Origin of the sequence: Psychromonas sp. CNPT3 (assembly GCF_000153405.2) — a bacterium.
Classification (GTDB): Bacteria; Pseudomonadota; Gammaproteobacteria; order Enterobacterales; family Psychromonadaceae; genus Psychromonas.
Genome location: NC_020802.1, coordinates 126443 through 153127 on the forward strand (window position 1 = coordinate 126443; position 26685 = coordinate 153127).

The 26685-nt window shown below is 38.3% G+C and carries 22 protein-coding genes; 14 read left to right on the forward strand and 8 right to left on the reverse strand.

Annotated features, from left to right (window positions below; translation table 11 throughout):
* Positions 1–3: 3 nt before the first annotated feature.
* From PCNPT3_RS00590 to PCNPT3_RS00600, 3 genes are read right to left on the reverse strand one after another with little or no spacing between them, the layout of a single operon-like run.
* Positions 4–1272, reverse strand: a complete 1269-nt coding sequence (locus PCNPT3_RS00590) for a sigma-54-dependent transcriptional regulator (RefSeq protein ID WP_015463924.1) — start codon at positions 1270–1272, stop codon at positions 4–6.
* The gene (locus tag PCNPT3_RS00595; protein WP_015463925.1) at positions 1262–3616 is read right to left on the reverse strand and encodes an ATP-binding protein; all 2355 of its coding nucleotides are present in this window, start codon (positions 3614–3616) and stop codon (positions 1262–1264) included. Before PCNPT3_RS00595 ends, PCNPT3_RS00590 begins: the two co-directional genes overlap by 11 nt.
* Positions 3597–4883: an ABC transporter substrate-binding protein gene (locus tag PCNPT3_RS00600; RefSeq protein WP_015463926.1), complete on the reverse strand. Its 1287-nt coding sequence runs from the start codon at positions 4881–4883 to the stop codon at positions 3597–3599. Before PCNPT3_RS00600 ends, PCNPT3_RS00595 begins: the two co-directional genes overlap by 20 nt.
* 708 nt (positions 4884–5591) lie before the next feature.
* Here PCNPT3_RS00600 and PCNPT3_RS00605 point away from each other — a divergent pair.
* The 5 genes from PCNPT3_RS00605 (at position 5592) to PCNPT3_RS00625 (ending at position 13002) form a co-directional block, all read left to right on the forward strand.
* Positions 5592–6932, forward strand: a complete 1341-nt coding sequence (locus PCNPT3_RS00605; protein ID WP_015463927.1) for an MFS transporter — start codon at positions 5592–5594, stop codon at positions 6930–6932.
* Between the two features lie 58 nt (positions 6933–6990).
* Positions 6991–8448 (forward strand): pyruvate kinase, encoded by a 1458-nt coding sequence (pyk, locus tag PCNPT3_RS00610; RefSeq protein WP_015463928.1) that lies wholly within the window; start codon positions 6991–6993, stop codon positions 8446–8448.
* Between the two features lie 442 nt (positions 8449–8890).
* Complete coding sequence (locus PCNPT3_RS00615) at positions 8891–10408, forward strand: YfcC family protein (protein ID WP_015463929.1); 1518 nt, start codon at positions 8891–8893, stop codon at positions 10406–10408.
* Positions 10409–10596: 188 nt separating this feature from the next.
* Positions 10597–12123 carry a YjjI family glycine radical enzyme gene (locus PCNPT3_RS00620; RefSeq protein WP_015463930.1) on the forward strand — a complete coding sequence of 509 codons (1527 nt, stop codon included), beginning with the start codon at positions 10597–10599 and terminating at the stop codon, positions 12121–12123.
* Positions 12124–12135: 12 nt separating this feature from the next.
* A complete protein-coding gene (locus PCNPT3_RS00625; RefSeq protein ID WP_015463931.1) occupies positions 12136–13002 on the forward strand; it encodes a YjjW family glycine radical enzyme activase in 867 nt (288 codons plus the stop codon).
* 50 nt (positions 13003–13052) lie between these two features.
* On the opposite strand, the gene PCNPT3_RS00630 is transcribed toward PCNPT3_RS00625, so the two are convergent.
* The 5 genes from PCNPT3_RS00630 to kdgR form a co-directional block, all read right to left on the reverse strand.
* Positions 13053–13982: a LysR family transcriptional regulator gene (locus tag PCNPT3_RS00630; protein ID WP_015463932.1), complete on the reverse strand. Its 930-nt coding sequence runs from the start codon at positions 13980–13982 to the stop codon at positions 13053–13055.
* A 288-nt stretch (positions 13983–14270) separates the two neighbouring features.
* The gene (locus PCNPT3_RS00635) at positions 14271–15578 is read right to left on the reverse strand and encodes a TRAP transporter large permease (protein WP_015463933.1); all 1308 of its coding nucleotides are present in this window, start codon (positions 15576–15578) and stop codon (positions 14271–14273) included.
* Position 15579: 1 nt separating this feature from the next.
* A complete protein-coding gene (locus PCNPT3_RS00640; protein WP_015463934.1) occupies positions 15580–16137 on the reverse strand; it encodes a TRAP transporter small permease in 558 nt (185 codons plus the stop codon).
* Between the two features lie 68 nt (positions 16138–16205).
* Complete coding sequence (locus PCNPT3_RS00645) at positions 16206–17195, reverse strand: TRAP transporter substrate-binding protein (protein WP_015463935.1); 990 nt, start codon at positions 17193–17195, stop codon at positions 16206–16208.
* Between the two features lie 460 nt (positions 17196–17655).
* On the reverse strand, positions 17656–18450 hold the full coding sequence (kdgR, locus tag PCNPT3_RS00655; protein WP_015463937.1) for a DNA-binding transcriptional regulator KdgR: 795 nt from the start codon (positions 18448–18450) through the stop codon (positions 17656–17658).
* Positions 18451–18705: 255 nt separating this feature from the next.
* Between kdgR and kduD the strand changes: the two genes are divergently transcribed.
* The 9 genes from kduD to PCNPT3_RS00700 all read left to right on the forward strand — a co-directional run bounded on the left by kduD (position 18706) and on the right by PCNPT3_RS00700 (position 26422).
* The gene (gene kduD, locus PCNPT3_RS00660) at positions 18706–19467 is read left to right on the forward strand and encodes a 2-dehydro-3-deoxy-D-gluconate 5-dehydrogenase KduD (RefSeq protein ID WP_015463938.1); all 762 of its coding nucleotides are present in this window, start codon (positions 18706–18708) and stop codon (positions 19465–19467) included.
* A gap of 18 nt (positions 19468–19485) precedes the next feature.
* Entirely contained in the window at positions 19486–19986 is a 501-nt protein-coding gene (locus PCNPT3_RS00665) for a YgjV family protein (RefSeq protein WP_015463939.1), read from the forward strand.
* Between the two features lie 74 nt (positions 19987–20060).
* Entirely contained in the window at positions 20061–20987 is a 927-nt protein-coding gene (locus PCNPT3_RS00670) for a sugar kinase (RefSeq protein ID WP_015463940.1), read from the forward strand.
* 17 nt (positions 20988–21004) lie between these two features.
* Positions 21005–21631 (forward strand): bifunctional 4-hydroxy-2-oxoglutarate aldolase/2-dehydro-3-deoxy-phosphogluconate aldolase, encoded by a 627-nt coding sequence (locus PCNPT3_RS00675; protein ID WP_015463941.1) that lies wholly within the window; start codon positions 21005–21007, stop codon positions 21629–21631.
* Positions 21632–21735: 104 nt separating this feature from the next.
* Positions 21736–22203, forward strand: coding sequence for a YhcH/YjgK/YiaL family protein (locus tag PCNPT3_RS00680; protein WP_015463942.1), 468 nt, complete (start codon positions 21736–21738; stop codon positions 22201–22203).
* Between the two features lie 199 nt (positions 22204–22402).
* The gene (hemC, locus tag PCNPT3_RS00685; RefSeq protein WP_015463943.1) at positions 22403–23338 is read left to right on the forward strand and encodes a hydroxymethylbilane synthase; all 936 of its coding nucleotides are present in this window, start codon (positions 22403–22405) and stop codon (positions 23336–23338) included.
* Entirely contained in the window at positions 23331–24056 is a 726-nt protein-coding gene (locus PCNPT3_RS00690) for a uroporphyrinogen-III synthase (protein WP_156801477.1), read from the forward strand. The genes hemC and PCNPT3_RS00690 overlap by 8 nt, the downstream gene beginning before the upstream one ends.
* 32 nt (positions 24057–24088) lie before the next feature.
* Positions 24089–25234, forward strand: a complete 1146-nt coding sequence (locus PCNPT3_RS00695) for a uroporphyrinogen-III C-methyltransferase (RefSeq protein ID WP_015463945.1) — start codon at positions 24089–24091, stop codon at positions 25232–25234.
* Between the two features lie 3 nt (positions 25235–25237).
* Positions 25238–26422 (forward strand): heme biosynthesis HemY N-terminal domain-containing protein, encoded by a 1185-nt coding sequence (locus PCNPT3_RS00700; protein ID WP_015463946.1) that lies wholly within the window; start codon positions 25238–25240, stop codon positions 26420–26422.
* Positions 26423–26685: the final 263 nt, after the last annotated feature.

The following is a 26685-nucleotide window of genomic DNA, read 5'->3' on the forward strand; positions in this document are numbered from 1 at the left end:
GCTTTAAAGCGTATTTTTATATACTTTTTTATCTATTTCGTGCTTTTTCATCCGTAAATAAAGCTTTTTACGTGGAATTTGTAAATGCTCTGCAGCCTCTGAGACTCTCCCCGAAAACAAATACAAAGCATCTTCGATACGTTTTTTCTCATATTCATCAACTAAAAGATCTAACGGGCTTTTACTATCACTAACGCTTAAGGTTTTATCTTTTTCAGAGAGTTTTACAATGCCGATGGCAAAGAGCTCTGCAATATTTCGTAATTCTCGAATATTTCCCGCCCACGGGTGAAGGCGCAGGGTATGTAAATAACTGGGCTCTATTTTAGGCACGCTTTTTTGTAATTTATGACAGCTCTTTTTCAAAAAATAATGAAATAAAGGCACGATATCATCTGGACGATAACGTAACGGGGGGATACTAAAATTCTGCTGGTTGAGAATATAATATAACTCAGGTAATAGCCTTTGTTTGGCAAGGTAATCTTCGGGTGAGTTATTTAAGATACAAATAAAACGCACATGTTTGTTTTGTTTTCGCTCTTGCATTAATAAATATTCTGCTAACCAATATTGTGCATCTTTATCTAAATATTCTGGCGCATTTAATATGATCGTCGCTTGAGTTAACTCGGTTAAGCTATCTTTTAGTTGTTGTTTCTTAGGCCTGCGTTTAGCGTCAATGTTGATAATAGGCGCTTTGCCTCGGGGGCTAAAATGATGCAGAAAACGGCAAATATTGTGCCGACCCGTACCTGCCTCGCCCCACACACAAAGGTGGTTATCTAAGATCACAATTTCAGATAATAAGGATCGAACTTTACTTATCTGAGCGGATTGACCGATTAACTCACGATGTAATGTTTGCGCAATATCATGTTTTTGTTGAAGGTGATGCTCTCTTCTTTTTAGCTGTTTAGTGATCAAACGCAGTAGCACCGAGGGCTCGATTGGCTTCTCTAAAAAATCACACGCACCTTGTTTTACAGCTTGTACTGCCATTGGAATATCACCATGGCCGGTGATCATTATAATGGGAATAAAGGCATCAATTTTTTGAATTTTACTGAGGAGATCTAAGCCATTGAGCTGTGGCATATACATATCGGTAATAACAATGCCGGGCCAATCTTCTTTAATGTAAGTGAGGGCGATGAGCGGATCTAATATTTTTTTGCAACGGTACCCTGAAAGTGAAAGTAAGTGCTGGTAGGCATCTAACACATCTTGGTCGTCATCAACGAGTAAGATCTCTAAGTTATTATTTATCATAATGAGGTAGCTCCAGTATAAGCATGGCACCGCGTTGCAAGTTTGATGCGAGTAAAATTGAGCCATTGAAGCGTTTTATAATGCTTTGACTAATACTAAGCCCTAAACCTAAGCCCACTTCTTTTGTGGTGGTAAAGGGAGTGAATAAATGTTCGATAATACGTCCGTCAAAGCCATGACCCGAATCTTCAATTGCAATAATATAAAGCTTGCTCTGGGTGCTAAGAAGGCTGAGAGTGATGTCTTTTTTGGTGCATTTTGCAACCGCATCAAATGCATTGACCATGATATTGATTAAGACTTGCTCTAATTGCACGTTATCTGCATATGTGAATAAAGGCTGCTTTATCTGGTTTTTTAAGCTAATATTTTCTTGTTTGGCTTTACTGTTTAAAATAGAAAAGGTTTGTTCAATAACCGCGTTGATATCTGTTTTTTTCAATGCGATATCCGCCGGATGTTTTTTTGAAAAATGACGTAAGTTATTAATAATTTTATTCATTCTTAGGGTTAGTTTTTCAATTTTTCCTACGGCATTGTCAACTTCGTCATAGCGTTGCTGCGAAACGGCTAAGGGGATACTAAAAAGATAACTGCTCATCGCATTAAGAGGCTGATTTAGCTCATGAGCCATACTTGTCATCGCTTGGCCGACCACGCTCATTTTAGCTGCTTGAATCAACTCTGTCTGGGTGTTTTTAAGGTCACTTTCTGTTTTCTTATGCTCTTCAATTTCATAGAGTAAACGCTGATTTGTTTCACTTAAATGTAAGGTTTTTTGCGCAACATGGCGCTCTAAAAGTTTTTCTGTTTCGACGTGTTCACTGATATCTGTAATGGTGATAATAATTTTTGTTTGATGGCCTTGTTTAAAGCGCTGTAATTCTAAATTAATGTGTTGGTGTTGCTCCTCATTAAAAAGAGAAAGCACCACGCTGACTTCTCCGGTGTGATGGAGCTGGCTCCCCTCTTTAAACTGTATCTGGAGAGCATCTTGATTTTGATAAGAAAATTGCTGCCAATGCAATGCTGCATCATCTTCATCAAGGTGATGAAATAAGCGTTTTGCCGAAGGGTTTACCGACTCTATTGTCCCCTTTAAGTCACATGTAATAATACTTGCTGGCGTATTATTAATAAGATTAAGCGCATTGGTCCGTTCCATTTCATGCATCTGTTGGCAGAATCGCTGTAAGCGCAAACTCAGTAAACCTATTTCGTCATGACCTCTGACATTATTAGGAAAATCAATGCGTCCATTATTAATGGCATCGAGATTGGCACTTAAATCGTTTAGGCGTTTAACGATACGGTGATTAACAAAGTACAGTGAAACAAAAATACTGATACAAAGCGATAAAGCAAAACAAAAAATAAGGTATTGGCTACTTGAGGAGATCAACGTTTGCGTATCTGTTTGTACATTTTTCAATGTTTTTTCTGCACTGTGTACTCTTTTTTTAATTAATAGATGCAGGATATTTAACTGTTTGAGTAAAGATAAGTGACTCTTTTGAATATTTAAGTCGAGATTTAAACGGTCGTTCAAAACGCGCTGATAAAGGGCGTTAGGGCGAATTAATTTACTGAGTTGATCAAATAATTGATGATAAGCGATAGTTGATGAATGGTGAAGCAGGGATCTGTTAGCTACTTCAATTTCATTTATTTTATAATTTAAAACATGAAAAGCATTGATCACTTGATAGGGGTGTTGGATCAATTTTAAATCGGTAACTTGGCGTTGTAACTCATGGGTGTTGTTGATCAGTTTTTGAATGGCAGAAAACTCTTGGTTGATCCGCTCTAAATTGTCATTACGATGATCAGATTTATTGGCAAGAGTGAGCTGCCACTGTAACTCTTCACGTAACGGCTGTAATTCATCATTTATATCGTCTTGGATCCAGCGTATTTTATTTTCTATTTTGTTACTTTCTCTTTTCATATCGATACGTTGTAGCAGCTGTTTACTGAGAAAATTGATGTCTTTAGAGAGCGTCTTATAGGCGTTATTAAGTTGTGTGGCATCCGGAATGTCGGTAAGGATGGCATTGATCATGTGTAATTGTGTATTTAATTGTATGGAGAGATCATTGTTATCTATTTTAGTACTGACATTTTGTATCTTGATGATCATACTTTGTAATTTTGCATTACTGCCTTCGAGCTCATAACTACTGTTTAGCGTCGGTACGCTTTGCTCGAGAATAGTGCTGACGTGTTTTTCAAGATTATTCCACGTACTTAATGCCATTAAACTAATAATGACAATCAGTAATGGGCTACTGGCAAAAGACAGGATCAGTTTATAAGCGATAGTATTACTTTTGATTAATTTCATGTGCGTCATTTTTTTTGCTAAGTTGTGAGATGATATTGTTACTATCTTGGATTTGTTTGCTGAGTAAATTTTTCCATTGTAAAATTCGGCCTATTTTTTGAGGGTTCATTTGTTGTGAATTTTGATAATAAGTGCTTTCCTCTTGTACTTCTTGCTCTGTGATTGGCAAGGTAAATAACTGATGCTTCGCCTGTTGTATTTTCTTGAGGTGACGCGCGGAATGCTTATACTTTTTTTGTGCGGTAATAATATTGAGCCAAGCATCTTGTAGCTGTGGCAGTTGCTCACTGATGGCTAAATCAAAGAGACGATTAATAATAAATTCCCGTGAGATCAGTAAATCTTTATCTAAAAAAAGATTTTTTTGGTGCAAAGGAAGGGCTTTATTAACCGAGTGTTTTGCAAAAGGCGTTTGTATTAAATTCGACTGTACGTTGTTAGACAATATATATTTAATAAACTTTAATGCCAGTTCGTTTTGTTGCTGTTTTTTAATAATACCGATATAAAGAGGCATCAGTGCCACATTGTTTAATGCACTAGAGTCTAAAAAAGGAATGTCGTTTAAATTAACGGCATAGCTTTCTATCACCGCCCCTAAACCGATTTGTCCCCTTGAAATAGACTCGCTAACACTAAAACTTCGAGAAGAGATAGTTGCTAAGTTTGCCCCCATATTGAGAATTAAGCGCCAGCCTTTTTGCCAACCATAATGTTGTAAAATACTCTCAATCATTATCTGTGTGGTGCCTGAGCGAGTTGGTGTTGTCATGGTTAGGTGATGAAAATAAATCGCGTTAGTGAGATCTTGCCAGTTGTGCGGAATAGGTAAGTTATTGCGTGTTAAGTAGTCGCTATTCCATAATAAAACGGTATTTGAGTAACCAATAATGGCCACTTTTTGGGTGTCTACCAGTGAATGTTTACTTATCCAGGTTGGAGGCGAAATACTTAAAGGTAGCGTTGCTAATGAATTACTTTCAATTAATTGATTCATTAAAAAAGGGGAAGAGGAGATCACTAAGCAAATATTATTAATATAATCTTGTCTTAATAGCTTAATACTTGCTTGAGAGCGCCGATAAATTATTTTTATATTAATATCGGGGTTTTTACTTTTAAAGCCTTTTAATATGATTTGCAGTGGTTTTTCAGATAAAGAGGTCAGAATGATCATATTCTCTTTTTCTTCTCGGCTTTGTGCCGGCAATGACATCAATATTATGAGCACAGTAAAAAAACATAAGAAATAGGGTTTGGTCGTCATTTTTATCTTCCTTTATTGAGCCCTGTTTACACAGAAACAGACAAATCCATTTAAAATATACGACGCTATTTATTTTTCGTGTTTGCTTTGATGCTTTTTAGAGCTACCAGTGGGCTGAGATAGGGATCAGAAAGCGATGTTTAAGTCCGCATTTTAATCTTTTGATAACGGCCATTTAGCGCATTTTATGACGAAGAATAAGAAGCTAATGATAGCACTATTTATTTTATGATAGTGGCCTTTAAAAAGCACTTTTGAAAGAAGCTATAAATGAATTTGAGTCAAAACTGTCCCTTTTTAACACTTTCTTTCTGATTGTAAACCCTCGTGTTATGGGCGATTTATCACTATTGTATAGAAGGGTTTGTGCATAAAACGTCTAATATCACCTGAGTATAAAAGTGAAAGTGACGCTATTTATAATGCGCCGCAAAGACGTTTATGCGCTTTTGTGTGATTCTAATCAAAAACTAGGCAGATACAGATATATTTTTTTATTTGCTGAGCAGTCAATATTGACCCATTAATTTCCTTATATGTTTTAAATCCCCATTGTTTATTATATTTTTTTTACTTTTATGGCTTAATTTTAAGTATTTGAGTTATTTTTATCTCAAAATTGCTTTTTTGCCATATTTATTACCTTCCCTGAATATCCCCTCATCTATTGAACTGCGTAATAACGCAAAAATTAAAATGAGGTGAAAGATGTTTAATTTTTTTAAAACACGAGCAGATCTTCCCGTGCAAGGAACGACGGAAGAGATCCAAAAGAAATATAAATCTTATCAATGGCAAGTTTTTCTTGGATTGGTATTTGGTTACGCCATTTTTTATGTGGTGCGATTAAGTTTAGGTGTGGTTAAAAAGCCGATGTTAGATGCTGACATCGTTACTTTGGCTGAGCTAGGTTTTATGGGCTCGGCTTTTTTCTTTACGTATGCTATCGGTAAGTTCTCCAACGGTTTGTTGTCTGATTATGCGAATATCGGCAGATTTATGTCGGTCTCTCTTTTCCTTTCAGGTCTCGCCGCAATTGGTATGGGCATGAACACCGCTAGTATGTTCTTCATTTTATTATGGGGCTTAAATGGTTGGTTTCAGTCAGTTGGCTCAGCGCCATCATGTGTGTCTTTGTTTCAGTGGTTCTCTCCTAAACAACGTGGTAGTCGATATGCGCTTTGGGCCGGCTCTCGTAATATAGGTGAAGCCATTACGTGGATCTTAACGGCTTCTTTAGTGAGCTATTATGGTTGGCAAGCCGGTTTTATCGGCGCGGGTATTGCGGCTGTTTGTGCATCGATTTGTATGTTCAAAGTTTTAAAAGATCGCCCTCAAACTTATGGTTTACCAGATGCAGCAACGGCTTTTGGTGAAGACTCAGAAGATAAAGGTAAGAAATTAGACCCACAAGCAATTCGTAAAGCGCAAATGTTTATCTTAAAACAACCGACTTTATGGCTGATTGCTGCTGCCTGTGCTTTTATGTATATCTCTCGTTATGCAATGTCTTCTTGGGCTGTTCTGTACCTTCAAGAAACCAAAGGATATAGCTTATTAGATGCGGGTTTTGCCATGTCAGCTTACCCAATAGCGGGCCTTTGTGGCGCAATCTTATCCGGTATCATCTCTGATAAAATCTTCAAATCTAACCGTCATATTCCTACACTTATGTATGGTATTGCCAACATTGCGGGCATGTGTTTACTCTTTTTTGGACCAACGAGTCACATGGTCGATAGTATTGCTTTGACTCTGATTGGTTTTGCTATTGGTGGGCTTGTTGTGTTTCTTGCGGGCTTAACGGCATGTGATTTAATGCCTCAAAAAGCAGTGGGCGCGGTGAAAGGCTTTATTGGACTTTGTGCCTATATTGCCGTCTCGATTCAAGAGCTTGTTTCTGCTTCGTTGATTGATGTGACTATGGTTAATGGCGTTGAAATTTATGACTTTAGCCGAGCGCAGTATTTTTGGTTGGCGTCTGCAGTGATCTCATTATTCCTTGCCTTAACCGTGTGGAATGCTAAAAAAATCACCATGGACGAATAGCATTATTAGCAAGGTGGGTTACGACTCACCTTTTCCCCTTTCCAAAATAGAGTAACTTATGTGTAAAACAAAAATAATAGCAACACTTGGACCGGCGAGTCAGTCGGAGGATATGATCCGTAAGTTGATCCTTGCGGGCGTTAATATCGTGCGCCTTAATTTCTCACACGGAAGTGCACAAGAGCATATAGATTGTGCAAAATTAGTCAGAAGAATTTCTGCAGAGTTAGGTAAATATGTCGGTGTTTTAGTTGATTTACAAGGGCCTAAAATTCGCATAGCTTGTTTTAAAAATGATGTGGTTGAGCTTGTTGCTGGTCAACGTTTTGTGTTGGATGCGAAGCTTGCTGAATTTGACGGCAGCGTAAGCGCTGTGGGTTTAGGTTATCCGGATCTTATTGCTGACCTAAATATCGATGACGTTTTATTGTTAGATGACGGGCGTATACATTTACAAGTGACAGAAGTTAGTAAAGAAGAGCTTAAGGTTACGACCAAAGTGCTTAATAGTGGAAAATTATCAAACAGAAAAGGCATTAATTTATTAGGAGGCGGATTGTCAGCGCCTGCATTAACGCCTAAAGATATTGAAGATATGTCCACCGCAGCCCTTTTAAATGCAGATTTTTTGGCTATTTCATTCCCGCGTAATGCACAAGACATTCATTATGCTCGTAAAAAAGCAAAGGAAGCGGGCTGTGATGTTCAAATTATAGCAAAAGTTGAGCGCGCTGAAGTAGTTGCTTCGGAGAAGGCGATGGATGAAATGATCCAAGCCGCTGATATTATTATGGTCGCTCGTGGCGATCTTGGGGTTGAAATTGGAGATGCACGTTTAGCGAGAATACAAAAACAATTGATATCTCGTTCAAAGTACTTTGCAAAGCCGGTGATCACGGCGACACAAATGATGGAATCTATGATTGAGAATCCAATGCCAACTCGCGCAGAGGTGCTTGATATTGCGAATGCAGTAATGGATGGCTCGGATGCCATTATGCTTTCTGCGGAGTCGGCTGCTGGGCGTTACCCTGTAGAAGCAGTACAAGCGATGGTGCGCATTGCGGCTGGTGCAGAAGAGCCTAATGTTGTTATGCATAAGTGTTGGGCTGACATTGAGCATCTGTGTCAGGATCCTGGGCAAAGCTTTGCGCTATCGGCGATGCTTTCTGCCTCTCAAGATGATACGCCTGTTGGCATGATCATTATCAGCGAAAAAGGTCAAACACCTCGCATCATGTCCCGCTGTCAGAGTTCAGTATATATTTGGGCAGTATCGGATGATATTGAGTTATTAAGAGAATTTTCAATATTAAGAGGGGTAAAAGCCGTTTATTTTGATTATAAAAAATATTCTCAAGAAGATTTATTCCCTGCTATCTTGGCGCATCTCAAAGCGGATATTAGCGACAATAACTTAGCTCAGGTGCTCTTTACGCAATGCCAAAACCTCGAAAAGGTGGGTGATTTCAATGTTTGTAGAATGATTTCCTTATCAGAAAAAAATCATGTTTAATATTGGGTGATTTAGGCAAGTTCGCAATATTGTGATTTGGGGGTAATACCCGGTTAGAAATATTGTTAGTTTATATTTATTAACCTGCCAAGCATCATAAATGCGCCACATCTTATATTATTTCTCATGCTGTTTTTTAACTTAAATAGTAAATAAAATGAGTTTTAATCTAAAGTGGTGCATACTTTGTTCATTTTATTTAAAATCCCGCATTTTAAAAACGTCTTTAACTTCAGACAGACTTCACAAAAATATCACTTTTACGTATACGATTTACACAATTATCTCTGTGCGTCAGCTCGTATTTTACTTGTTTTTTTTAAAATATAATTATGTCTTAAGGTGAGATACGTGACTGAAGTATCGGTTTAAAATTGGATTTTTTACTACTTTAGGGCAGCTTATTGTGTGAATAAGCATTACATACCGATAGAGGTACAACATGCAACTTTTTAAAAAAGGAATGAAGTTCCCTACGGCTTTTACTATTTTATTTATTATCACTATTTTAGCAATCGGATTAACATGGATTGTTCCTGCCGGCTCATATGCCAAATTGACTTATAGCGCAGCGGATCATGAATTCTCAATAGTAAATCCCGTTGGGGATGTTTCAACCATTCTTGCAACGCAAGAATCATTAAATGAATTAAACGTTAATATTGAGATTGATAAGTTTGTCGATGGCACTATTCGTAAAGCCATTGCGATACCTGATACTTATGAAAGGCTTCCTCAATCACCTAAAACGTTAATGGATGTTGCCGTAAGTATGGTGCAAGGAACTATTGATGGTGCTGATATTATTGTATTTATTTTAGTATTAGGGGGAACAATCGGTGTGATCAGTCGAACAGGTGCATTTAGTGCTGGTTTGATGGCGTTATCACATAAGACTAAAGGCCGAGAGTTTTTATTCGTCGCTTTAGTCTCTGTTTTAATGGGACTCGGAGGAACCACTTGTGGGCTTGAAGAAGAGGCCGTTGCGTTTTATCCTATTTTGGTGCCTATTTTCTTGGCGCTGGGGTTTGACTCCATTGTCTGTGTTGGGGCAATTTTCTTAGCCGGCTCTATGGGTACTGCCTTTTCAACAATCAACCCATTTTCTGTGGTTATTGCATCAAATGCCGCCGGGATCTCATTCACTGAAGGTCTTGATATTCGCTTCTTTGGTTTTGTTGTGGGTATTACAACGGTTATTCTTTATTTACGTTGGTATTGTAAAAAAATTAAAGCCGATCCTTCTTTTTCATATACCTATGAAGATAGACATAGTTTTAGGGCGCGTTTTATTAAAGAGGAAGATAGCTCAGCTGATCTGACTTTCACATTACGCCGTAAAATTATCTTATTCTTATTTGCCATGGCATTCCCTATTATGATCTGGGGTGTTTCGATGGGCGGATGGTGGTTCCCTGAAATGGCAGCGTCATTCCTGACCATTGCGATCATTATCATGTTTATCTCAGGCTTAAGTGAAAAAGACTCGGTGGAAGCCTTTACACAAGGCGCTTCCGAATTAGTCGGTGTGGCATTAATTATAGGTATCGCACGTGGTGTGAACTTGGTGCTCGAAGAAGGTATGATCTCCGATACTATTTTAGCTTATGCGTCAGGTTTAGTGTCGGGTATGCATGGTAGCTTATTTATTATTGCGCAGATGTTTGTGTTCTTTTTCTTAGGGCTCATTGTACCATCATCTTCAGGCCTTGCAGTACTTGCTATGCCTATTATGGCGCCCCTTGCTGATACGGTCGGTATTCCGCGTGACATCGTGGTTTCAGCTTATAACTGGGGGCAATATGCGATGTTATTCCTTGCCCCGACAGGCTTAGTATTAGTTACCTTACAAATGCTAGATATATCATATGATAAATGGTTAAAATTCGTTTTCCCTATGGTGTTATTCTTATTAGGGTTTGGTGGGTTACTCTTAGTCGCACAAGTTATGATGTTATAATCAGAACCATACTGCGCAAAAAAACTCTCCACAAGGAGAGTTTTTTTGTTTGTGGCAGTATCCCTTTTTATATTGAAAGTTATGTCGAAAGTCATGTCAAAAATGGAAAAGAGTCTTGGCGTTAATTTCACTAACGCTATCAACCATGCAGGCATACAATAAAGGCTTACTATTTAAAGGGATATAAAATGAGCCAGCAACGTATCTACAATATTATTAGCAACGCTAATTTATCGGTAAAACAAAAAACACAATATTTAGCATTAGAGGCCGAAGCGAGTCTCCCTTACCTTGAAATTAATCAAAGCGTACAAGATGCGCTCGATGCGGGTATTTTATGTGATATGTTTGAAGGTCACGCGCCTTTTAAAGCGCGTTATGTTTTACCCGATTATGCTAAATTTTTAGCGCAGGGCTCAACTTATCTGGAATTAGAGGCGGCGACAAATTTTGATGAAGCCTTAAATTTACTGACTATTTTATATCACCATGTCCCCTCTGTTACTACGATCCCCGTTTATTTAGGTCAGCTTGATAGTGTCCTTTTACCTTATGTTGGCAGCTTAACGGATGATCAAATCTATCAAAAATTAAAATTATTTTGGATAATGCTTGATCGCACGCTTCCCGATGCCTTTATGCACGTGAATATTGGGCCAACAGATAATATTATCTGCCGCACTATTTTACGTATCGATGCGCAGCTAAAGCAAGTGGCACCCAATTTAACGTTTATGTACGATGCAAAGGTGACGCCGGATGATTTATTGCGTCAAGTGACTCAAAATATCTGTGAATGTAGTAAACCCCATATTGCAAATTACCCTCTGCATGCTAGCGCGTTTGACGAAAGCGGGTTTGGTATCGTGAGTTGCTATAACGCGTTGCCATTAGGTGGAGGCGCGAATACGTTAGTGCGCATGAATTTAAAAGAAGTGGCTAAAAAATCTAAGAATAAAGAGAATTTCTTTAATATCCAGTTACCTAAATACTGCGCCCTGATGTTTGATTTAATTGATGTGCGCAGTACTTTTCTGCATGAAAAATCACATTTTTTCAGTGAATTTTTAGTGCAAGAGGGTTTAATTCATGAAGATAGATTTGCGCCTATGTTTGGTATTTATGCCATGGCCGAGGCGGTAGAGATCCTTTTGCAAAAAGATAATATAAAAAGTTGTTATGGCTTAGATAGCGTCGCTAATACATTATCGTATGAAATTTCTAAAACGCTTTCCGAAATAGTGACGTCGACCAAGGTAAAGTATGGCTATCATGGACGCGCGTTATTGCATGCACAGGGCGGTATAAGTTTAGATCATGAGTGTACACCTGGCGTGCGTATCGCGTATGGGAAAGAGCCAGATCCCATTGCCTATATTCAAGCTACCGCGCCACATCATCAATATTATCCCTCTGGTATCAGTGATATTTTAAGTATTGATGAGACGGTAAAATCAAATCCTGAAGCGATGTTTGCGCTTGCTAAAGGGGCGCTAAAAATGGGATATCGAGAGTTTACCGCTAATATTTCAAGTAATGATTTAGTGCGAGTGACAGGCTACATGGTTAAACGCTCATCGATGGCTAAATTTGCTGAGCAAGGCTCGCGTACTAATACCACTTTTTTAGGATCTGAAGCCTTACAAAATACAAACATTTCAAAACGTAGGGCGCGCGTTATTAGTTTAGAAAGCATGCCTGTCGTCATTAAATAGAGATGATCTGCGTTGATTAATTTTGAAAAAACAGCCTTGATCCATAAAATAATTTATTTTTCTTGTGTCGATGGACCAGGAAATCGAGCGGTTATTTTTTTACAAGGCTGTAATTATCAGTGTAAAACGTGTCATAACCCACAAACCATTAATATTTGCGATCATTGCGCCTTATGCGTTGCACCTTGTCCTGCGCAGGCTTTAACAGTGGTTTCCGGTAAGGTGGTGTGGGACAGTCAATTATGTATCGGTTGTGATAACTGTATTGATATTTGTCCGACGCAATCGAGTCCTAAAGTGCGTCGCCACTCAGTGCGCCAGCTCCTTGAAAGGTTAAAAGAGAAACAGATGTTTTTAAGTGGTGTGACGCTTTCAGGTGGAGAGTCAACGTTGCAACTGCCTTTTATCATTGAATTGTTTAAAGCCATTAAATCGTGCCCTGAATTATCGCATTTGACGTGTTTTATTGACAGTAATGGCAGTTTATCGGCGCAGGGTTGGGATCGCGTGATGCCGTATCTTGATGGCGCCATGATTGATTTAAAAGCGTGGCAAAATGAAACACATTTATGGCTGGTAGGACGTCAAAACCACCGTGTTTTTAAAAGCATCGCGCAGCTTGATAAAGCCGGTAAATTATATGAAGTACGCTTGCTACATATCCCCAATAAAACAGATTTATTAACGGAAATAGAATCACTTGCAAGGTATTTAAAACAATTATCGAAGGGCGTTATGATTCGTATCAATGCCTTTCAACATAGTGGTGTGGTGGGAGAGGCTTTGACTTGGGATTGTGCCACTCAACAGCAAGTGCAGGATTTTCAGCAACAACTTGAGCTATATACTGGCAGAGATGTTTGTATCCCGTGTTTATAGTTTTATATATCTTATAAACATTCTTCGTTACATTCGTATTAAAACTGCATTCAGAGAATGGGCGAAATTAAAGTTGTTTTTATATTTTGTAACAGCCAATTTAATGCAGGATCATTACTCGCTAATTGATTGAAAACCATACTATAGACGACTTTCCCACTTTCAAAGGGTAATTTTTTTGCAATTAAGCCTACGCTTTGTTGACTCCTTTCAAACCATTTTTTAGAGCAGGTAAATAAGAAGTGTGAATGTTGGCAGGTCGCGGCTGCACTACCAAAATCAGCCACTGATATCGCTATTTTACGGGCCTGGTATTGCTGTTTTAATAATTGTTCAAAATAGGGTTGCTGTAACTCTTTATCAAAAATCGCAATATGTTTATAGGCTAAATAGTTTTCAATCGTTAAGGTTTTATCTGCGAGAGGGTGATTGCTTTGCATGACGCAGATCATTTCGTCATCAAGGATAGTTTGCCAGCATAATTGCTTTTCATTGCTGGGTGGCTGGCTTTTATCATGTGGCAAAATGATCACATCAACCTGTCCACTTAAGAGTGCGTCAAAGCCTCGTTGGGATCGTGAATGTATCTCAAGTTGGGCGTTCGGTGCTTGTTTCTCTATAAGCGTACAGAGGCTTGGCGCAAAAATATCGAAGGTGCTAGCGCGCATTGACAATCTGAACGTCCCTTGAAATTCCTCTGCATTAAAATCACGTTGATGTATTAATGTATTCATATTATTTAAAATAATATGCACAGAAGGGGCGATGTGTAGCGCATAAGGCGTGGCAATAAGTTGTCTACCTTCACGGTAAAATAACTCGTCATTTAATAACGTGCGGAGCTGTGCGAGTGTTTTACTCACACTCGAGGGCGTGATGCATAATATAGAGGCACTTTTACTGACGCTATGCGTGCAGAGCATGACATGTAGGGTGCTAAGGTGCTTAAAGCTGAACCGTGAGAGTTGCATGAGATCCATAATGATCCTGTGTTGAGCGCCGAAAAATATTTTATACTATACGCATATAATCAAGCAGATGCGTTGTTTCATCAGAATCTTAGCGTCAAGAGCAGACAACACACGAGATAAATCAAGCGTTAGAGAAGCAGATGCGAGAGTGCACTTTTTTTACTCGGGGACTTTTCTTTGCTCACTTCTTTTACCAAAGGCATGACGTATCACGTCGAGACTGAAAGAAGACCAAAGAGTAGAGGTGCGCCGTAACAAGAGAGAGCTGTTACGGCGCTATTATGTTGCCAATTATTACTATTTAATTAAACCCATCATGGTAGGAATAGTCATAGAAATAGCAGGAACATAAGTAACTAGCATTAAGACGCCGGCAATAACCACGAAGAAAGGCAATAATAATTTTATGACCTCTTCAATGCTAATATCGGCGACTTTACAACCTGTAAATAGGATCGGCCCCACGGGTGGGGTGATGGTACCTAAAGAAAGGTTAAAGACTAATAAAATACCAAACTGTACGGGATGCATACCTAAGTTGACACAAATAGGGAGGAAAATAGGTGTGAAAATAAGCACAGCAGGCATTGGATCCATAAAGGTACCAATGATCAATAAGATAACATTAATGATCAAAAGAATGATAATTGGGTTATCGGTGACGGCCAGTAATTGTGCCGCAATCATATTTGGGATCTCTGTAAATGCCATAACCCATGACATGATCGATGAGGTCGCTAACATAAAGATCACAATGGCTGACATTTTAGCGGTCGCTAGAAAAATTTCAGGCAACATCTTAATTTTAAGGCTGCGGTAAAAAAGACTTAAAACGAAGGAGTAGATAACCGCAATGGCAGACGCTTCTGTCGCGGTAAAAATACCACCAAGAATACCGCCAATGACCACAATAATAAGCGATAAGCTTGGGATCGCCGCGATAAATACGTTTATACATTCTTTTAAAGACATGCGATTACGCAGTACATAACCCCGTTTTTTGGCCATGACTGCGGTAATAAGCATCACCCCAAGGCCCCATAATAAACCGGGAATGTAACCTGCCATAAACAAAGCTGAAACAGAAACACTGCCTGCGACGGTTGCATATACGATCAATGTATTACTGGGCGGAATGATCATGCCAGTCGGTGCGGATGCAATATTAACGGCCGCACTAAAAGCGGGATCATAGCCTTCTTTTTTCTGTATTGGCGTCATAATGCCACCAATGGCAGCCGCAGATGCAACGCCTGAACCACTGATAGAGCCAAACATCATGTTAGAAACAATATTAGTTTGGGCAAGTGAGCCAGGGAAAAAACCACTTATAATTTTTGAGCAGTTAATTAAGCGTATGGCTATCCCACCATTATTCATAATATTACCGGCCAATATGAAAAAGGGGATGGCGAGTAAAGCAAAGGAGTCTAGGCCGACAAAAATCCTTTGGGCCGACGTTATCATAGCGCCATTAAAGGGTAAAATAGATAACATAGCCATGAATGAAGCCATACCAATACTGATACTGATAGGCGTACCGATGAGCAATAAGAAAAATGCGGATGCGAACATTATGAGCGCCGCAATAAGAGCTAAATCCATATTATGACACCTCTTTGTTATTGATTTTTGTATCTAAATTTTTAAGCTTCTGCAGTAAATGATATTCATTGTGGATCCCGTATAAAATAATTAAGACGCCACAGATAGGGATCGCTGAATAGATAACGCCCATGGGTATTTGTAGTGCAGAATCGAGTTGCCACATTTGTCGAGCGGTACCACTGTAGCCACCGAGGATCATGATCATCAACACAAACGATGCAGTGACCAATTCAGAAAACATATCTAATAGTATTTGCATTTTTTTTGAAAATTTATTGCGAAAAAAGGTGATTGCCATATGTTCACGTTGTCCAAAAACATAGGCACTACTAAAGAGGATCAACCAGATGAATAAATATCGGGATAACACTTCACTGATTGCACTTGGGCTATCAAAGAGGTAACGCACAACAACTTGATAGGTGACGAGGATCGTCATGATACCGACAATGAAAATACAAATAGTCGAGACTATTTGATCGATAAAATATTTCGATTTATTGATGATTTTTGATAAACCATTTTCATTTTGATTTAGTTTATTATTTGTATGCATAAGAGATCCAAAGAAAAGGAGGTTGGAGTATTAAACTCCAACCTTAATATTGAATTATAAAAAGAGGATCAACCTAATGAACGAATAGTCTTAAATAATGCAATTTGTGCAGGTTTAACCAATAATTTTTCTTGTAATGGTTTGCAACTTTTTTGGAAAGGGGCAATATCAACGTCAGTAAATGTCGCGCCGTTAGCTTTAGCAACTGCAATCGCTTTAGAAATGTTGTTATTCCAAATTGTAAATTCAGTTGTGGTACTTTCTTTTGCTAGTTTTCTAAGTATTACTTGATCGCTAGGCGTCATTGCATCAATAAAGTCATTATTAATAACCACTAAATCGGCAACCATTACGTGACGAGTTCTTGAATAGAAAGGAGCAACTTCATAATGTTTTAAATCAGCATATGTGATTTCATTATTTTCTGCGCCGTCTAATACACCTTGTTGAATAGCGGTATAAACTTCACCTTGGCCCATTGGTACGCCTGTGCCACCCATGCAAGCAAGCATGCTGATCATAGTGTCTGACTGCATAACACGAATTTTTTGACCTTTCATGTCAGCAATTGAAGTTACTGGTGCTTTTTTTGTATACATACTACGAGCGCCCGCTGTGTATGCAGTTAATACTTCAAAACCAAACTTTTTAGAAGAGGCAAATAAATCATCTAAAACATTAGAGGTATATACCGCTTCTTGATGTTTTGGACCATTATAAATATAAGGTAGAGCCAATACGCCAAAGTCAGAATTGTAATTTTCAACGAGAGGATTAGCAACGATAGCCATTTGGATCGCACCAGATTGTACAAGCTCAAGTGATGCACGTTGATCGCCAAGTAATTCATTTGCATAAATGGTTAAGTGGTAACGACCATCTGTTTGCTCATTCAGTTTTTGCCCAAAATCTTCAAGTGCAAGATATTGAGGGTTAAATTTAGACTGGTTAAAGGCAGCCTTCATTTCTGTTGTTGCGCTTGCAAATGAAGCAAAACCGATTGATGTGCCGAGGGTAAGTGCAAGAGTGGCTACTTTGAAAGCCTTTTTGTTCAACATGATACTGTCTCCATAATAAGATACATGTGTGATGCATTGATGAATGTCGGTCATCCAGATGAATTCCATCTCATCAACGTTGATTATTTTTTAGCATGTTATGTAAAAAATAATGACTTTAACAATATGAGTCAGAATAAGCAGAGGACTTACCTGACAAATATTGTCAATGTTGCTCTTTGTAAGAAAATCCTACAAGAGCAACAATATGACGCTTATATTACGATTAAATATCATACGATCAACAAATACCTTCAAGTCATTACAAATAATGTGACTTTAGTCCTGTTTTATTGAAATGCTGTTCTATTTTTATTTTTTAATGCAAAGAAATTGTCTTGGAATAAGAGGGGGGTTGTATGTTATTGATTTGTTAGGTAAAAGTATTTTGTGTTAGTGTTAGTGTTTGGATTGTTTTTAAAAAAAGATTGTATAAGGGTTTTATACAATCTTTGTTTTTTTATACAACGTCGGGATAATTGTAGTATCCGAGTTGCTCAGAAATTTTCTTGCCTGCCTCTTTTAATAGCTTAACGTAATAAGATTTACGTTTTTTATCAAAGCGAAGCGTTGGAAAAGAGATAGAAAGGCCATAAATAATATGTCCAAAACGATCGTATACGGGTACTGCTATACAATATACGCCTTGCTCTTGCTCTTCATTATCTTCTGCATAATGTTGCTCTTTTACCGTCTCTAGTTCCGCCAGTAATTGTTCAACATTTTTTAACGTTTTATCCGTATGCTTTTTAAAGGTAACGTCTTGTAATGCGGCACGAATGAAGTCGGATTTGTACTCAGAAAGTAAAACCTTGCCGATTGCCGTACTATAAAGTGGATTACGGCGGCCTATTCGAGAATGCATGCGTAGGCTGTAGCTAGAGTCTATTTTATGAATATAAATAATAGAATGATCTTCTAAATCTAATGCCCCTAAATGCACTGCTTCATTGGTTTGCTCTGAAATGTAGCGCATATGTTTTTCGGCTAAATTGACAACGTCTAGATATTGAAGAGACAGTGCGCCGAGTTCAAACATTTTTAGCGTTAATGAATATTTATCCGCTTGGCCTTCTTGGGAAACATAGCCCAAAGACATCATGGTTTGTAAAAAACGATAAGTGGTCGCTTTCGATGTCATTAATCTTTGAGATAATTCGGAAACGCCAATTTCTTTTTGCTCTCCGAGTGCTTCTAAGATGCTAAACACCTTGAGGACGGAAGAGACTGCTTCGGGTTGTGTTGCTTTGCTCATGTTACACCTTATCTTTAACTATATGGCGGGGATTATAACGAATAAATAACAATGTGCGAGATATTTTAAAAAAACTCGAGAGCTCTGTCATTTTACTTTTATTATTTTAATCATAATAAGCTCACAAGTTAAAAAATTAAATAAAAAGGCGTTTCATTTTATTTGACGCCTGCTTGTGTTTATTGCTATGCTTATCTCATTAGGATGTTATTTATACAAAAAACACTTCACATAAAAGTACACAAGGAAATATCTATGATTCTTAATTCATTCGATCTTAAAGGAAAAATCGCGATTGTCAGTGGCTGTGATACTGGTTTAGGTCAAGGTATGGCACTGGGTTTAGCAAAAGCTGGCTGTCATATTGTCGGTGTTAATATAGTCGAGCCAACAGAAACAATTGAAAAAATGGCTGCTACGGGTCAACGCTTTTTAGATATTCGTGCCGATCTTATGGGTCTTGGCGATATCTCTCGTATTGTTGAGAGTGCGGTGAGTGAATTCGGACGTATTGATATTCTTGTTAATAATGCAGGGATCATTCGTCGTAATGATGCAATCGACTTTTCTGAAAAAGATTGGGATGATGTGATGGATCTCAATATCAAATCGTTATTCTTTATGTCGCAAGCGGTTGCAAAACAGTTTATTGCTCAAAAAGAAGGTGGCAAAATCATTAATATCGCTTCAATGCTTTCTTACCAAGGCGGTATCCGCGTACCTTCATACACTGCATCTAAAAGTGCTGTGATGGGCGTAACACGTTTAATGGCAAATGAGTGGGCTAAAGAAGGCATTAATGTTAATGCGATTGCGCCTGGTTATATGGCAACGAATAATACGATTGCATTGCGTGCAGATGCTGATCGTAACAAAAGTATTTTAGAGCGTATTCCTGCGGATCGTTGGGGTACACCTGAAGATCTTGCTGGTCCATGTGTTTTCCTTGCATCAAGTGCATCGGATTACATCAATGGTTCAACTATTCCCGTTGATGGTGGTTGGTTAGCGAGATAATCAACCTAAATAGAGTATATGGATAATATATTCTCATTGGCGCAGTGCCTTGGCTATATCAGCTTTGGCTTAGGTGTTGCGACTTTTTATCAAAAAAATGATCGAAATCTTAAAGTTTTAATGCTGATTTACAATTTAAACCATTTTGTACATTACTTATTACTTGGCTCGATCATGTCTGCACTGGCTATTTTACTTTCAGCGGTGCGCACCGGCACTTCCCTTTATACATCCTCAAAACGTGTTGCTTGGCTTTTTATTATCATCGGTTTTGCTGTTGGGTTTTATCTGAAGCAAACCTACTGGGATCTTTTACCTATTATAGGTACCAGTATTGGGACTTATGCGATGTTTGTTTTAAGAGGCATTAAAATGCGTCTCTGCTTTTTAGTCGCAACGATTTGTTGGTTTATTAATAATATTCTGGTGGGATCTATAGGTGGCACGTTATTAGAGGGGGCGGTTCTTTTTATGAATATCTTTACTATTTATCGATTAGCGAAAAACGCCCCCAACTAGAATGATGAGTCGGTTTTTTAAATATACATATATACGCCATTGAAAATGAGTCGTTAAATAAAAGGAACAATTTCATGAAGATCAGTCGTATTGCCGTTATTGGTGAATGCATGCTTGAGCTTAAAACTGTAAATAATGTATTAGAGCAAGGCTTTGGTGGTGACAGCTTAAATACGGCGATTTACTTATCGCGTTTGACGCATGAGCATGCGATCACAACCTCTTATGTGACCGGTATGGGCCTTGATCCTTTTAGTGAAGATATGATCAAAGCGTGGCAAGATGAAAATATTAATACCGATATGGTGTTTTTATCAAAAGATAAATTGCCGGGTATTTATGCGATTAAAACCGATGCGCAGGGAGAACGTCATTTTTATTATTGGCGAAATGATGCAGCCGCTAAATTCTGGCTTAAAACGCAGAAGATAAGCACTTTAGTAGATGATTTATCGCAACATCAAATGATCTACTTAAGTGGAGTGAGTTTAGCTATTTTATCTGATGAATGCCGCGCCATATTGCTCGAGGTTTTAGGCCTTTGTCATAAAAAAGGGGTACGTATCGTTTTTGATAATAATTACCGAGCAGCGCTTTGGGAAAGCCCTAAAGTGGCGCAAGATTATTATAAAAAGATACTCGCCATAACCAGTATTGCCTTTTTAACCTATGATGACGATGTTTTATTATGGGGAGATAAGAAGGAAGAAGAATGTATTATGCGCACCCAAGCGTTAGGTGTTTCTGAAATTGTCCTTAAACGAGGCGCAGAAGCCTGCATTATAGTGTGTGCACAACAGCGCTATGAAGTGAGTGCGAATAAAATAAGTAATATTGTTGATACAACCGCTGCCGGTGATTCATTTAGCGCAGCTTATTTGGCAAAACGCGTGTTAGGTGGTGATTGCGTCGCATCTGCTAAAGCGGGACATTGCGTTGCAGGTACGGTGATACAACATCATGGTGCGATTATTGCAGCCCAAGTAATGCCTACTATTTAAAGACTTAAGGAATACAAATGCTAGATTTAAATACCCGATTAGAAGAGATCAAAGTTATCCCTGTGATTGCCATTGAAGATGCCTCTAAAGCAGTCAAATTGGCGCAAGTATTAATTGAAAATGGTTTACCGTGCGCAGAAGTGACGTTTAGAACAGAGCAAGCGGTAGAATCCATTAAATTGATGCGTCAGGCCTACCCTGACATGTTGATTGGCGCTGGTACGGTGTTAACCGCTGAACAAGTAGATATGGCGATTGATGCTGGCGTAAACTTTATTGTAAGCCCAGGGTTTAATCCTACTATCGTACGTTATTGTCAACAACGTGGCATGCCGATAGTACCCGGTATTAACTGCCCCAGTCATGTAGAGCAAGCAATGGAAATGGGGTTACGTACTTTAAAATTCTTCCCTGCTGAAGCCTCTGGTGGCGTCGCAATGTTAAAATCCCTTTCTGCGGTTTACCCTATTAAATTTATGCCAACAGGTGGCGTTAATCCAAGTAATGTTAATGATTACTTAAGTTTGCCGAGCGTACTTGCCTGTGGCGGAACATGGATGGTACCAAATACGTTAATTGAAGAAGAGCGTTGGTCTGAACTTGCGCAACTTGTCGCAAATGTTGCGGGTATTATTGGTAAATAAAGTTGATGGTATTGATGCCGTAGATGTAATAATGGTATCAAGCGCGTTTTGGCGTCCTTTTAAGGCGCCTGAAACGCTTATTATTAAAAATAGGATCCTTAAATATGTTATTTGGTAACGTGCGACAATTAGAGTTGGTAGCATACACACATAAAAATATTAGCCTTTGGATAAAAGAAGCCCTTATTATTGCTCAAAGTAATAATGACGGTAAACATAGCATCGGTGATGAGGGTGTATTTGTTGTTTTAGCGTCTGTAACGACAGAGCCTGAAGCGGATCGCAAAGCGGAATTTCACCGTGAGCATATCGATATACAGATCCTGTTAGAAGGTGAAGAGCGTCTAGGTTATAGCAATACTTTAAGCGTAGAAGATAAAGCTCGGATCCCGGCTGAGGATGATTTATATTTTGTCGATGACGTTGAAAATGAAAACTTTGTGAACTTAAAATCGGGTGATTATGCACTCTTTTACCCGGGGCAAATACATCGTCCTTTATGCGCCATTGATCAAGTTGTTGCGATAAGAAAAGCGATCATTAAGATCCCTGTTATATTGTTTAGCGCCTGAATCTTTTAAAAGCATGCCATGAATTCCTTTACCTTTGTTAAAGGAATTCATCTCTCTCTGTTATCTCCTCTCCTCTTTTTTGAAAAATATTATCTTGTGCACAAGGCCTCTGCTTCCTCACTATTTAACTTTTACACATGCTTATTTTGGCTATATTTGTTAGCATTAATGAATTATTAATGGATGAGCAGACAAAGACATGAGCAATAAAATTATTCGTATCGCAACACGACATAGCCCTCTTGCCATGTGGCAAGCAAACTTTGTTAAAAGTGAATTGTTAAAATGGCATCCAGAATTACAAGTTGAACTGCTGGCAATGAAAACAAAGGGCGATAAAATTTTAGATACGCCTTTGGCTAAAGTGGGCGGTAAAGGGCTTTTTGTTAAAGAATTAGAAGTGGCTATTCTTGAAGGTCGAGCAGATATAGCGGTGCATTCAATGAAAGATGTCCCGGTTGATTTCCCTGAAGGTTTAGGGCTTGCGGTTATTTGTGAGCGTGAAGATCCTCGTGATGCATTTGTGTCTAATCATTTCGCTAATATAGCAGCATTACCGCAAGGTAGTGTAGTGGGAACCTCAAGCCTACGCAGGCAGTGCCAGTTACGTGCACAACGTCCCGATATAAAGGTTAAAGATTTACGCGGAAATGTTAATACACGCTTAGCAAAATTAGATGCGGGCGAATACGACGCCATCATTTTAGCCTCAGCAGGTTTGATCCGCTTAGATATGCATGATCGCATTGCCAGTTATATGAGCGTTGAAGAAAGTTTACCTGCGGTTGGCCAAGGCGCTGTGGGCATAGAGTGCCGTTTAGATGATATGCAAACACTGGCATTACTCAAACCACTTGAGCATCGGATCACGCGTTTAAGAGTGACGGCTGAGCGGGCGATGAATTTAGCATTACAAGGTGGCTGTCAGGTACCTATTGGCAGTTATTGTATTCTCAAGGAAGATACTTTATGGCTACGCGGTTTGGTCGGTAGTGTAGATGGCACCCATATTATTCGTAAGGAAATTCGTGGCAAGGTCGCGGATGCCGAGCAAATGGGATTAAATTTAGCGCAGCAATTATTAGAGAGTGGCGCGGATAAAATATTAGCGGATGTTTATCGCGATAATGCTTAAACCGCGACTATTGATAACGCGCTTTGAACCACATGCCTCGCGTCTGGTTAAATTGCTTAATGAGCAAGGTGTTTTTAGCCTTGCTCAGCCGTTATTAGAAGTACAAAGTAGCGCGGAATGTCATGATGTAGATCTGATTTTTGTCACACGTTATGACTATATTATTGCCATTAGTGCGGCGGCGGTTAAATATACAGAGCAAGCTTTAGATAAAAAAGCCTGGCCAACAGCAACTTTTATTGCGGTGGGTAAACGAACTCAAAAAATGTTACAACAAGCAACCCAAAAAGAGGTGCAGTGCCCACCCTTGCAACATGATACGCAAGGCTTACTGGCGTTAGCGTGTCTCAATTGCGTGCAAGGTAAAAAAATACTGATATTACGTGGTGTTGGTGGCCGCGCTAAATTAAAGAAAACATTAGAGTCGCGTGGTGCAGAGGTCTCTTATTATCAACCTTACCAACGCGTTGTAATAGATCTCAACATGGATGAATTAGTTGAAAATTGGCAGTTGCATAAAATTAATGGTGCTATTATCAGCAGTATCGAATTATTAGAAAATTTTACAACACGTGTGCGTGATAAACACTGGTTATATGAATTGCACTTATACGTGCCTAGCCAACGCATTTTAGATCGCGCCTTGCAATTGGGTTGGGTAAAGATAGTTTTATTAGCAAGTCTTGCTGATCAACAAATTATTGATCATTTTAAATAAATTATGCCGTTAAATAAATGTGTGAGGAAATTATGCCTGAACATAAAGACAATGAAAAAATAAGTATTAAAGCTGCGAGTGTATCTGCAAAGACACCGGAAAAAAAGAGATCACCTAAAAGTGGCTATATCGCACTTTATCTATCGATTTTTGCGTTGTTATTATTAATGGTAATGGGGGGCTCTGCGTTTACATATTATCAAAGCGCTCAAAAGCAGGTAAAACAACAGCAAGAAAAGTTACTTATACTTAGCACTAAGCTTTTACGACAAGAACAATCTCAAATTAACAATCAACGCTTATTGACGCTATTACAAAGCAATTTAAAACAAGATGAAGCAAAATCAGGCGCTGAACTACAAAAAATGTTCGGCCAAAATAAATTATTACATACTGATCTGCAAGCACTACAAAGACATGTTTCTGAAGCGACTATTCGCCAGCCTAATGATTGGATCTTAGCGGAGGTTGAATACCTTTTGTCATTAGCGGGACGGAAAATTTGGTTAGAGCATGACGTACAAACTGCGATGGCACTTTTAGGGGCCGCAGATCAACGTATTGTCGAGTTAAATGATGCGAGTTTAAGCCCGCTACGTGGTGCTTTACTTGAAGATATTGAACAACTACGCGCATTACCTAAAAAAGATTTTGAGGGTATGGTGCTTGCTTTAACAAGTTTAGAGCGCAGAGTGGATAAATTAAAACTCATTGATTTAGAGGTGCAAGCCCAGCCTAAAAATAAATCACGCTTCGTGTCGGCTGATATATCAGATTGGGAGGATAATATTAGTAAATCGTGGAATAATTTTTTAGCTAATTTCATTACCATCACTAAACGCGACTCGAAAATTGAAGCATTACTTTCACCGACGCAAACCTGGTACCTGAAAGAGAATATTCGCAATAATTTAGCGAAAGCAGAATTTGCAGTATACCGCCAACAACAAGTTATTTATGATATTGCGATGCATAATATTAGCCGTACGTTAGCCACTTATTTTAAGCTAGATGATAGTACGACCAGTCATTTTAATGATGCCATCATCAAATTAAGTAAGAATAAGCTACAAGTAAATTATCCAGACCAATTACAAAGTACGGCTATTTTACAAACAGTGCTGATGCAACGCATAAAAAGATCCTTATCTAGCCCACGTGTAACAACAGGAGGTTAAGCCATGCTTCGTATTATGATCATTATCGGCATATTATTACTGGGACTATTATTAGGACCTGAGATCAGTGCGAACAAAGGTTATTTATTGATCTCTTTTGATCGCTATACAACCTATGAAATGACCTTGATCAATGCCAGTTTATTAGTTTTCTTATTTTATTTTGTACTGTTATTTTTGGAATGGATGATCCGCAGATTATTAGCCTTAAGTTCATTAACAAGTGGTTGGTTTGGGGTAAGAAAAACCAATAAAGCTAAAAAGAACAGTTTATTAGGCATGTTGGCGTTATTTGAGGGCAATACTAAACAAGCACAAAAACTATTAGCTAAATCGGCTGCGCGCAGTGAATCACCTGCATTAACCTATATAGCAGCAGCGCGAGCAGCCCAGCTTGAAAATAAATATGAACTGCGTGACGAATACTTTCAAGAAGCACTTTCAAGTCAAAAAGAGTGCCATTTAGGTATTGGTTTGGTGTGGGTTGAATTACAAATTGAAGCGCATCAATATGAGAATGCATTAGCCACCTTACGCGAGCTAGATAATAATTTCCCGAATAACAAAAAAATAGTGACCTTGTATTTAGGTATTTATCCTGCGTTAGAGGAGTGGAAACGCTACTTAGATATTTTAAATAAACACCGTAAAAATTTAACGTTTAATACGCTGGAATTTAATACTTTGTTAGAAAATGCTTATACGCATTATTTTAAACAGTTAAGTGCAGACAGCGCTGAAAGCTTACAATTGTTCTGGGAAAAAGAGTTGCCCCGCGCCATGCGTAAAGAGTTAACTTACCAAACCAAGTTACTAGATGCGTATATTAGTGCGCAACGCATGAAGCATGCAGAAGCCTTTTTATTAGAAAAATTACATAAGCAATTTTCGACTACGTTATTAGTTTATTTAGATAAATTAAGTTTAACTGATTTTTATCCCTTAATTGTTTTTCTGGATAAAAAATTGAAAAAGGACAAAAATAACGCATCAATACACCGTGCACTTGCCTATTTAAAATATAAAGAAAATAATTTTGGCGCCGTGATTGAGCATTTGAAAGTGAGTGTCGCAAGCTTGCCCGAGGTAAAAGACTTTACTTTATTAGCCAGTTTATTAGAAAAAGAAGGTCTCATTACCGATGCTCAGCGTTATTATCGTGAAGGATTATTATTTGCGAGTCGTTAAATATTGGCAATAAAAATAGAAGTGCGAAGCTTCTCTTTTTATAAATTACATTTTATAACTTACATTTGTATAGCGCCGGAAAATAGGCGCTTCATTTCTATTATTCTTCTTAATTTGTTATCTTTATTGTTTTTTCCTGCTTAAATTTACCTCAAATCACTTACTATTTTAAATAAAGTGTAAATTTTTTAATGTTTTATTTCTTAATGTTAGCTTCAAAAATACTTAATTCTCTTAACATCTAAATGATAATGTTCTCATTT

What these genes read in the sequence shown, in the direction of transcription:
- PCNPT3_RS00670 (WP_015463940.1), top strand. Translation starts at nt 20,061, where the DNA reads ATGAAGATCAGTCGTATTGCCGTTATTGGTGAATGCATGCTTGAGCTT.
- PCNPT3_RS00590 (WP_015463924.1), bottom strand. Translation starts at nt 1,272, where the DNA reads ATGATAAATAATAACTTAGAGATCTTACTCGTTGATGACGACCAAGAT.
- PCNPT3_RS00690 (WP_156801477.1), top strand. Translation starts at nt 23,331, where the DNA reads ATGCTTAAACCGCGACTATTGATAACGCGCTTTGAACCACATGCCTCG.
- PCNPT3_RS00695 (WP_015463945.1), top strand. Translation starts at nt 24,089, where the DNA reads ATGCCTGAACATAAAGACAATGAAAAAATAAGTATTAAAGCTGCGAGT.
- PCNPT3_RS00640 (WP_015463934.1), bottom strand. Translation starts at nt 16,137, where the DNA reads ATGCATACAAATAATAAACTAAATCAAAATGAAAATGGTTTATCAAAA.
- PCNPT3_RS00665 (WP_015463939.1), top strand. Translation starts at nt 19,486, where the DNA reads ATGGATAATATATTCTCATTGGCGCAGTGCCTTGGCTATATCAGCTTT.
- kdgR (WP_015463937.1), bottom strand. Translation starts at nt 18,450, where the DNA reads ATGAGCAAAGCAACACAACCCGAAGCAGTCTCTTCCGTCCTCAAGGTG.
- PCNPT3_RS00630 (WP_015463932.1), bottom strand. Translation starts at nt 13,982, where the DNA reads ATGGATCTCATGCAACTCTCACGGTTCAGCTTTAAGCACCTTAGCACC.
- PCNPT3_RS00595 (WP_015463925.1), bottom strand. Translation starts at nt 3,616, where the DNA reads ATGAAATTAATCAAAAGTAATACTATCGCTTATAAACTGATCCTGTCT.
- hemC (WP_015463943.1), top strand. Translation starts at nt 22,403, where the DNA reads ATGAGCAATAAAATTATTCGTATCGCAACACGACATAGCCCTCTTGCC.
- PCNPT3_RS00615 (WP_015463929.1), top strand. Translation starts at nt 8,891, where the DNA reads ATGCAACTTTTTAAAAAAGGAATGAAGTTCCCTACGGCTTTTACTATT.
- PCNPT3_RS00620 (WP_015463930.1), top strand. Translation starts at nt 10,597, where the DNA reads ATGAGCCAGCAACGTATCTACAATATTATTAGCAACGCTAATTTATCG.
- PCNPT3_RS00700 (WP_015463946.1), top strand. Translation starts at nt 25,238, where the DNA reads ATGCTTCGTATTATGATCATTATCGGCATATTATTACTGGGACTATTA.
- pyk (WP_015463928.1), top strand. Translation starts at nt 6,991, where the DNA reads ATGTGTAAAACAAAAATAATAGCAACACTTGGACCGGCGAGTCAGTCG.
- kduD (WP_015463938.1), top strand. Translation starts at nt 18,706, where the DNA reads ATGATTCTTAATTCATTCGATCTTAAAGGAAAAATCGCGATTGTCAGT.
- PCNPT3_RS00635 (WP_015463933.1), bottom strand. Translation starts at nt 15,578, where the DNA reads ATGGATTTAGCTCTTATTGCGGCGCTCATAATGTTCGCATCCGCATTT.
- PCNPT3_RS00675 (WP_015463941.1), top strand. Translation starts at nt 21,005, where the DNA reads ATGCTAGATTTAAATACCCGATTAGAAGAGATCAAAGTTATCCCTGTG.
- PCNPT3_RS00645 (WP_015463935.1), bottom strand. Translation starts at nt 17,195, where the DNA reads ATGTTGAACAAAAAGGCTTTCAAAGTAGCCACTCTTGCACTTACCCTC.
- PCNPT3_RS00600 (WP_015463926.1), bottom strand. Translation starts at nt 4,883, where the DNA reads ATGACGACCAAACCCTATTTCTTATGTTTTTTTACTGTGCTCATAATA.
- PCNPT3_RS00680 (WP_015463942.1), top strand. Translation starts at nt 21,736, where the DNA reads ATGTTATTTGGTAACGTGCGACAATTAGAGTTGGTAGCATACACACAT.
- PCNPT3_RS00605 (WP_015463927.1), top strand. Translation starts at nt 5,592, where the DNA reads ATGTTTAATTTTTTTAAAACACGAGCAGATCTTCCCGTGCAAGGAACG.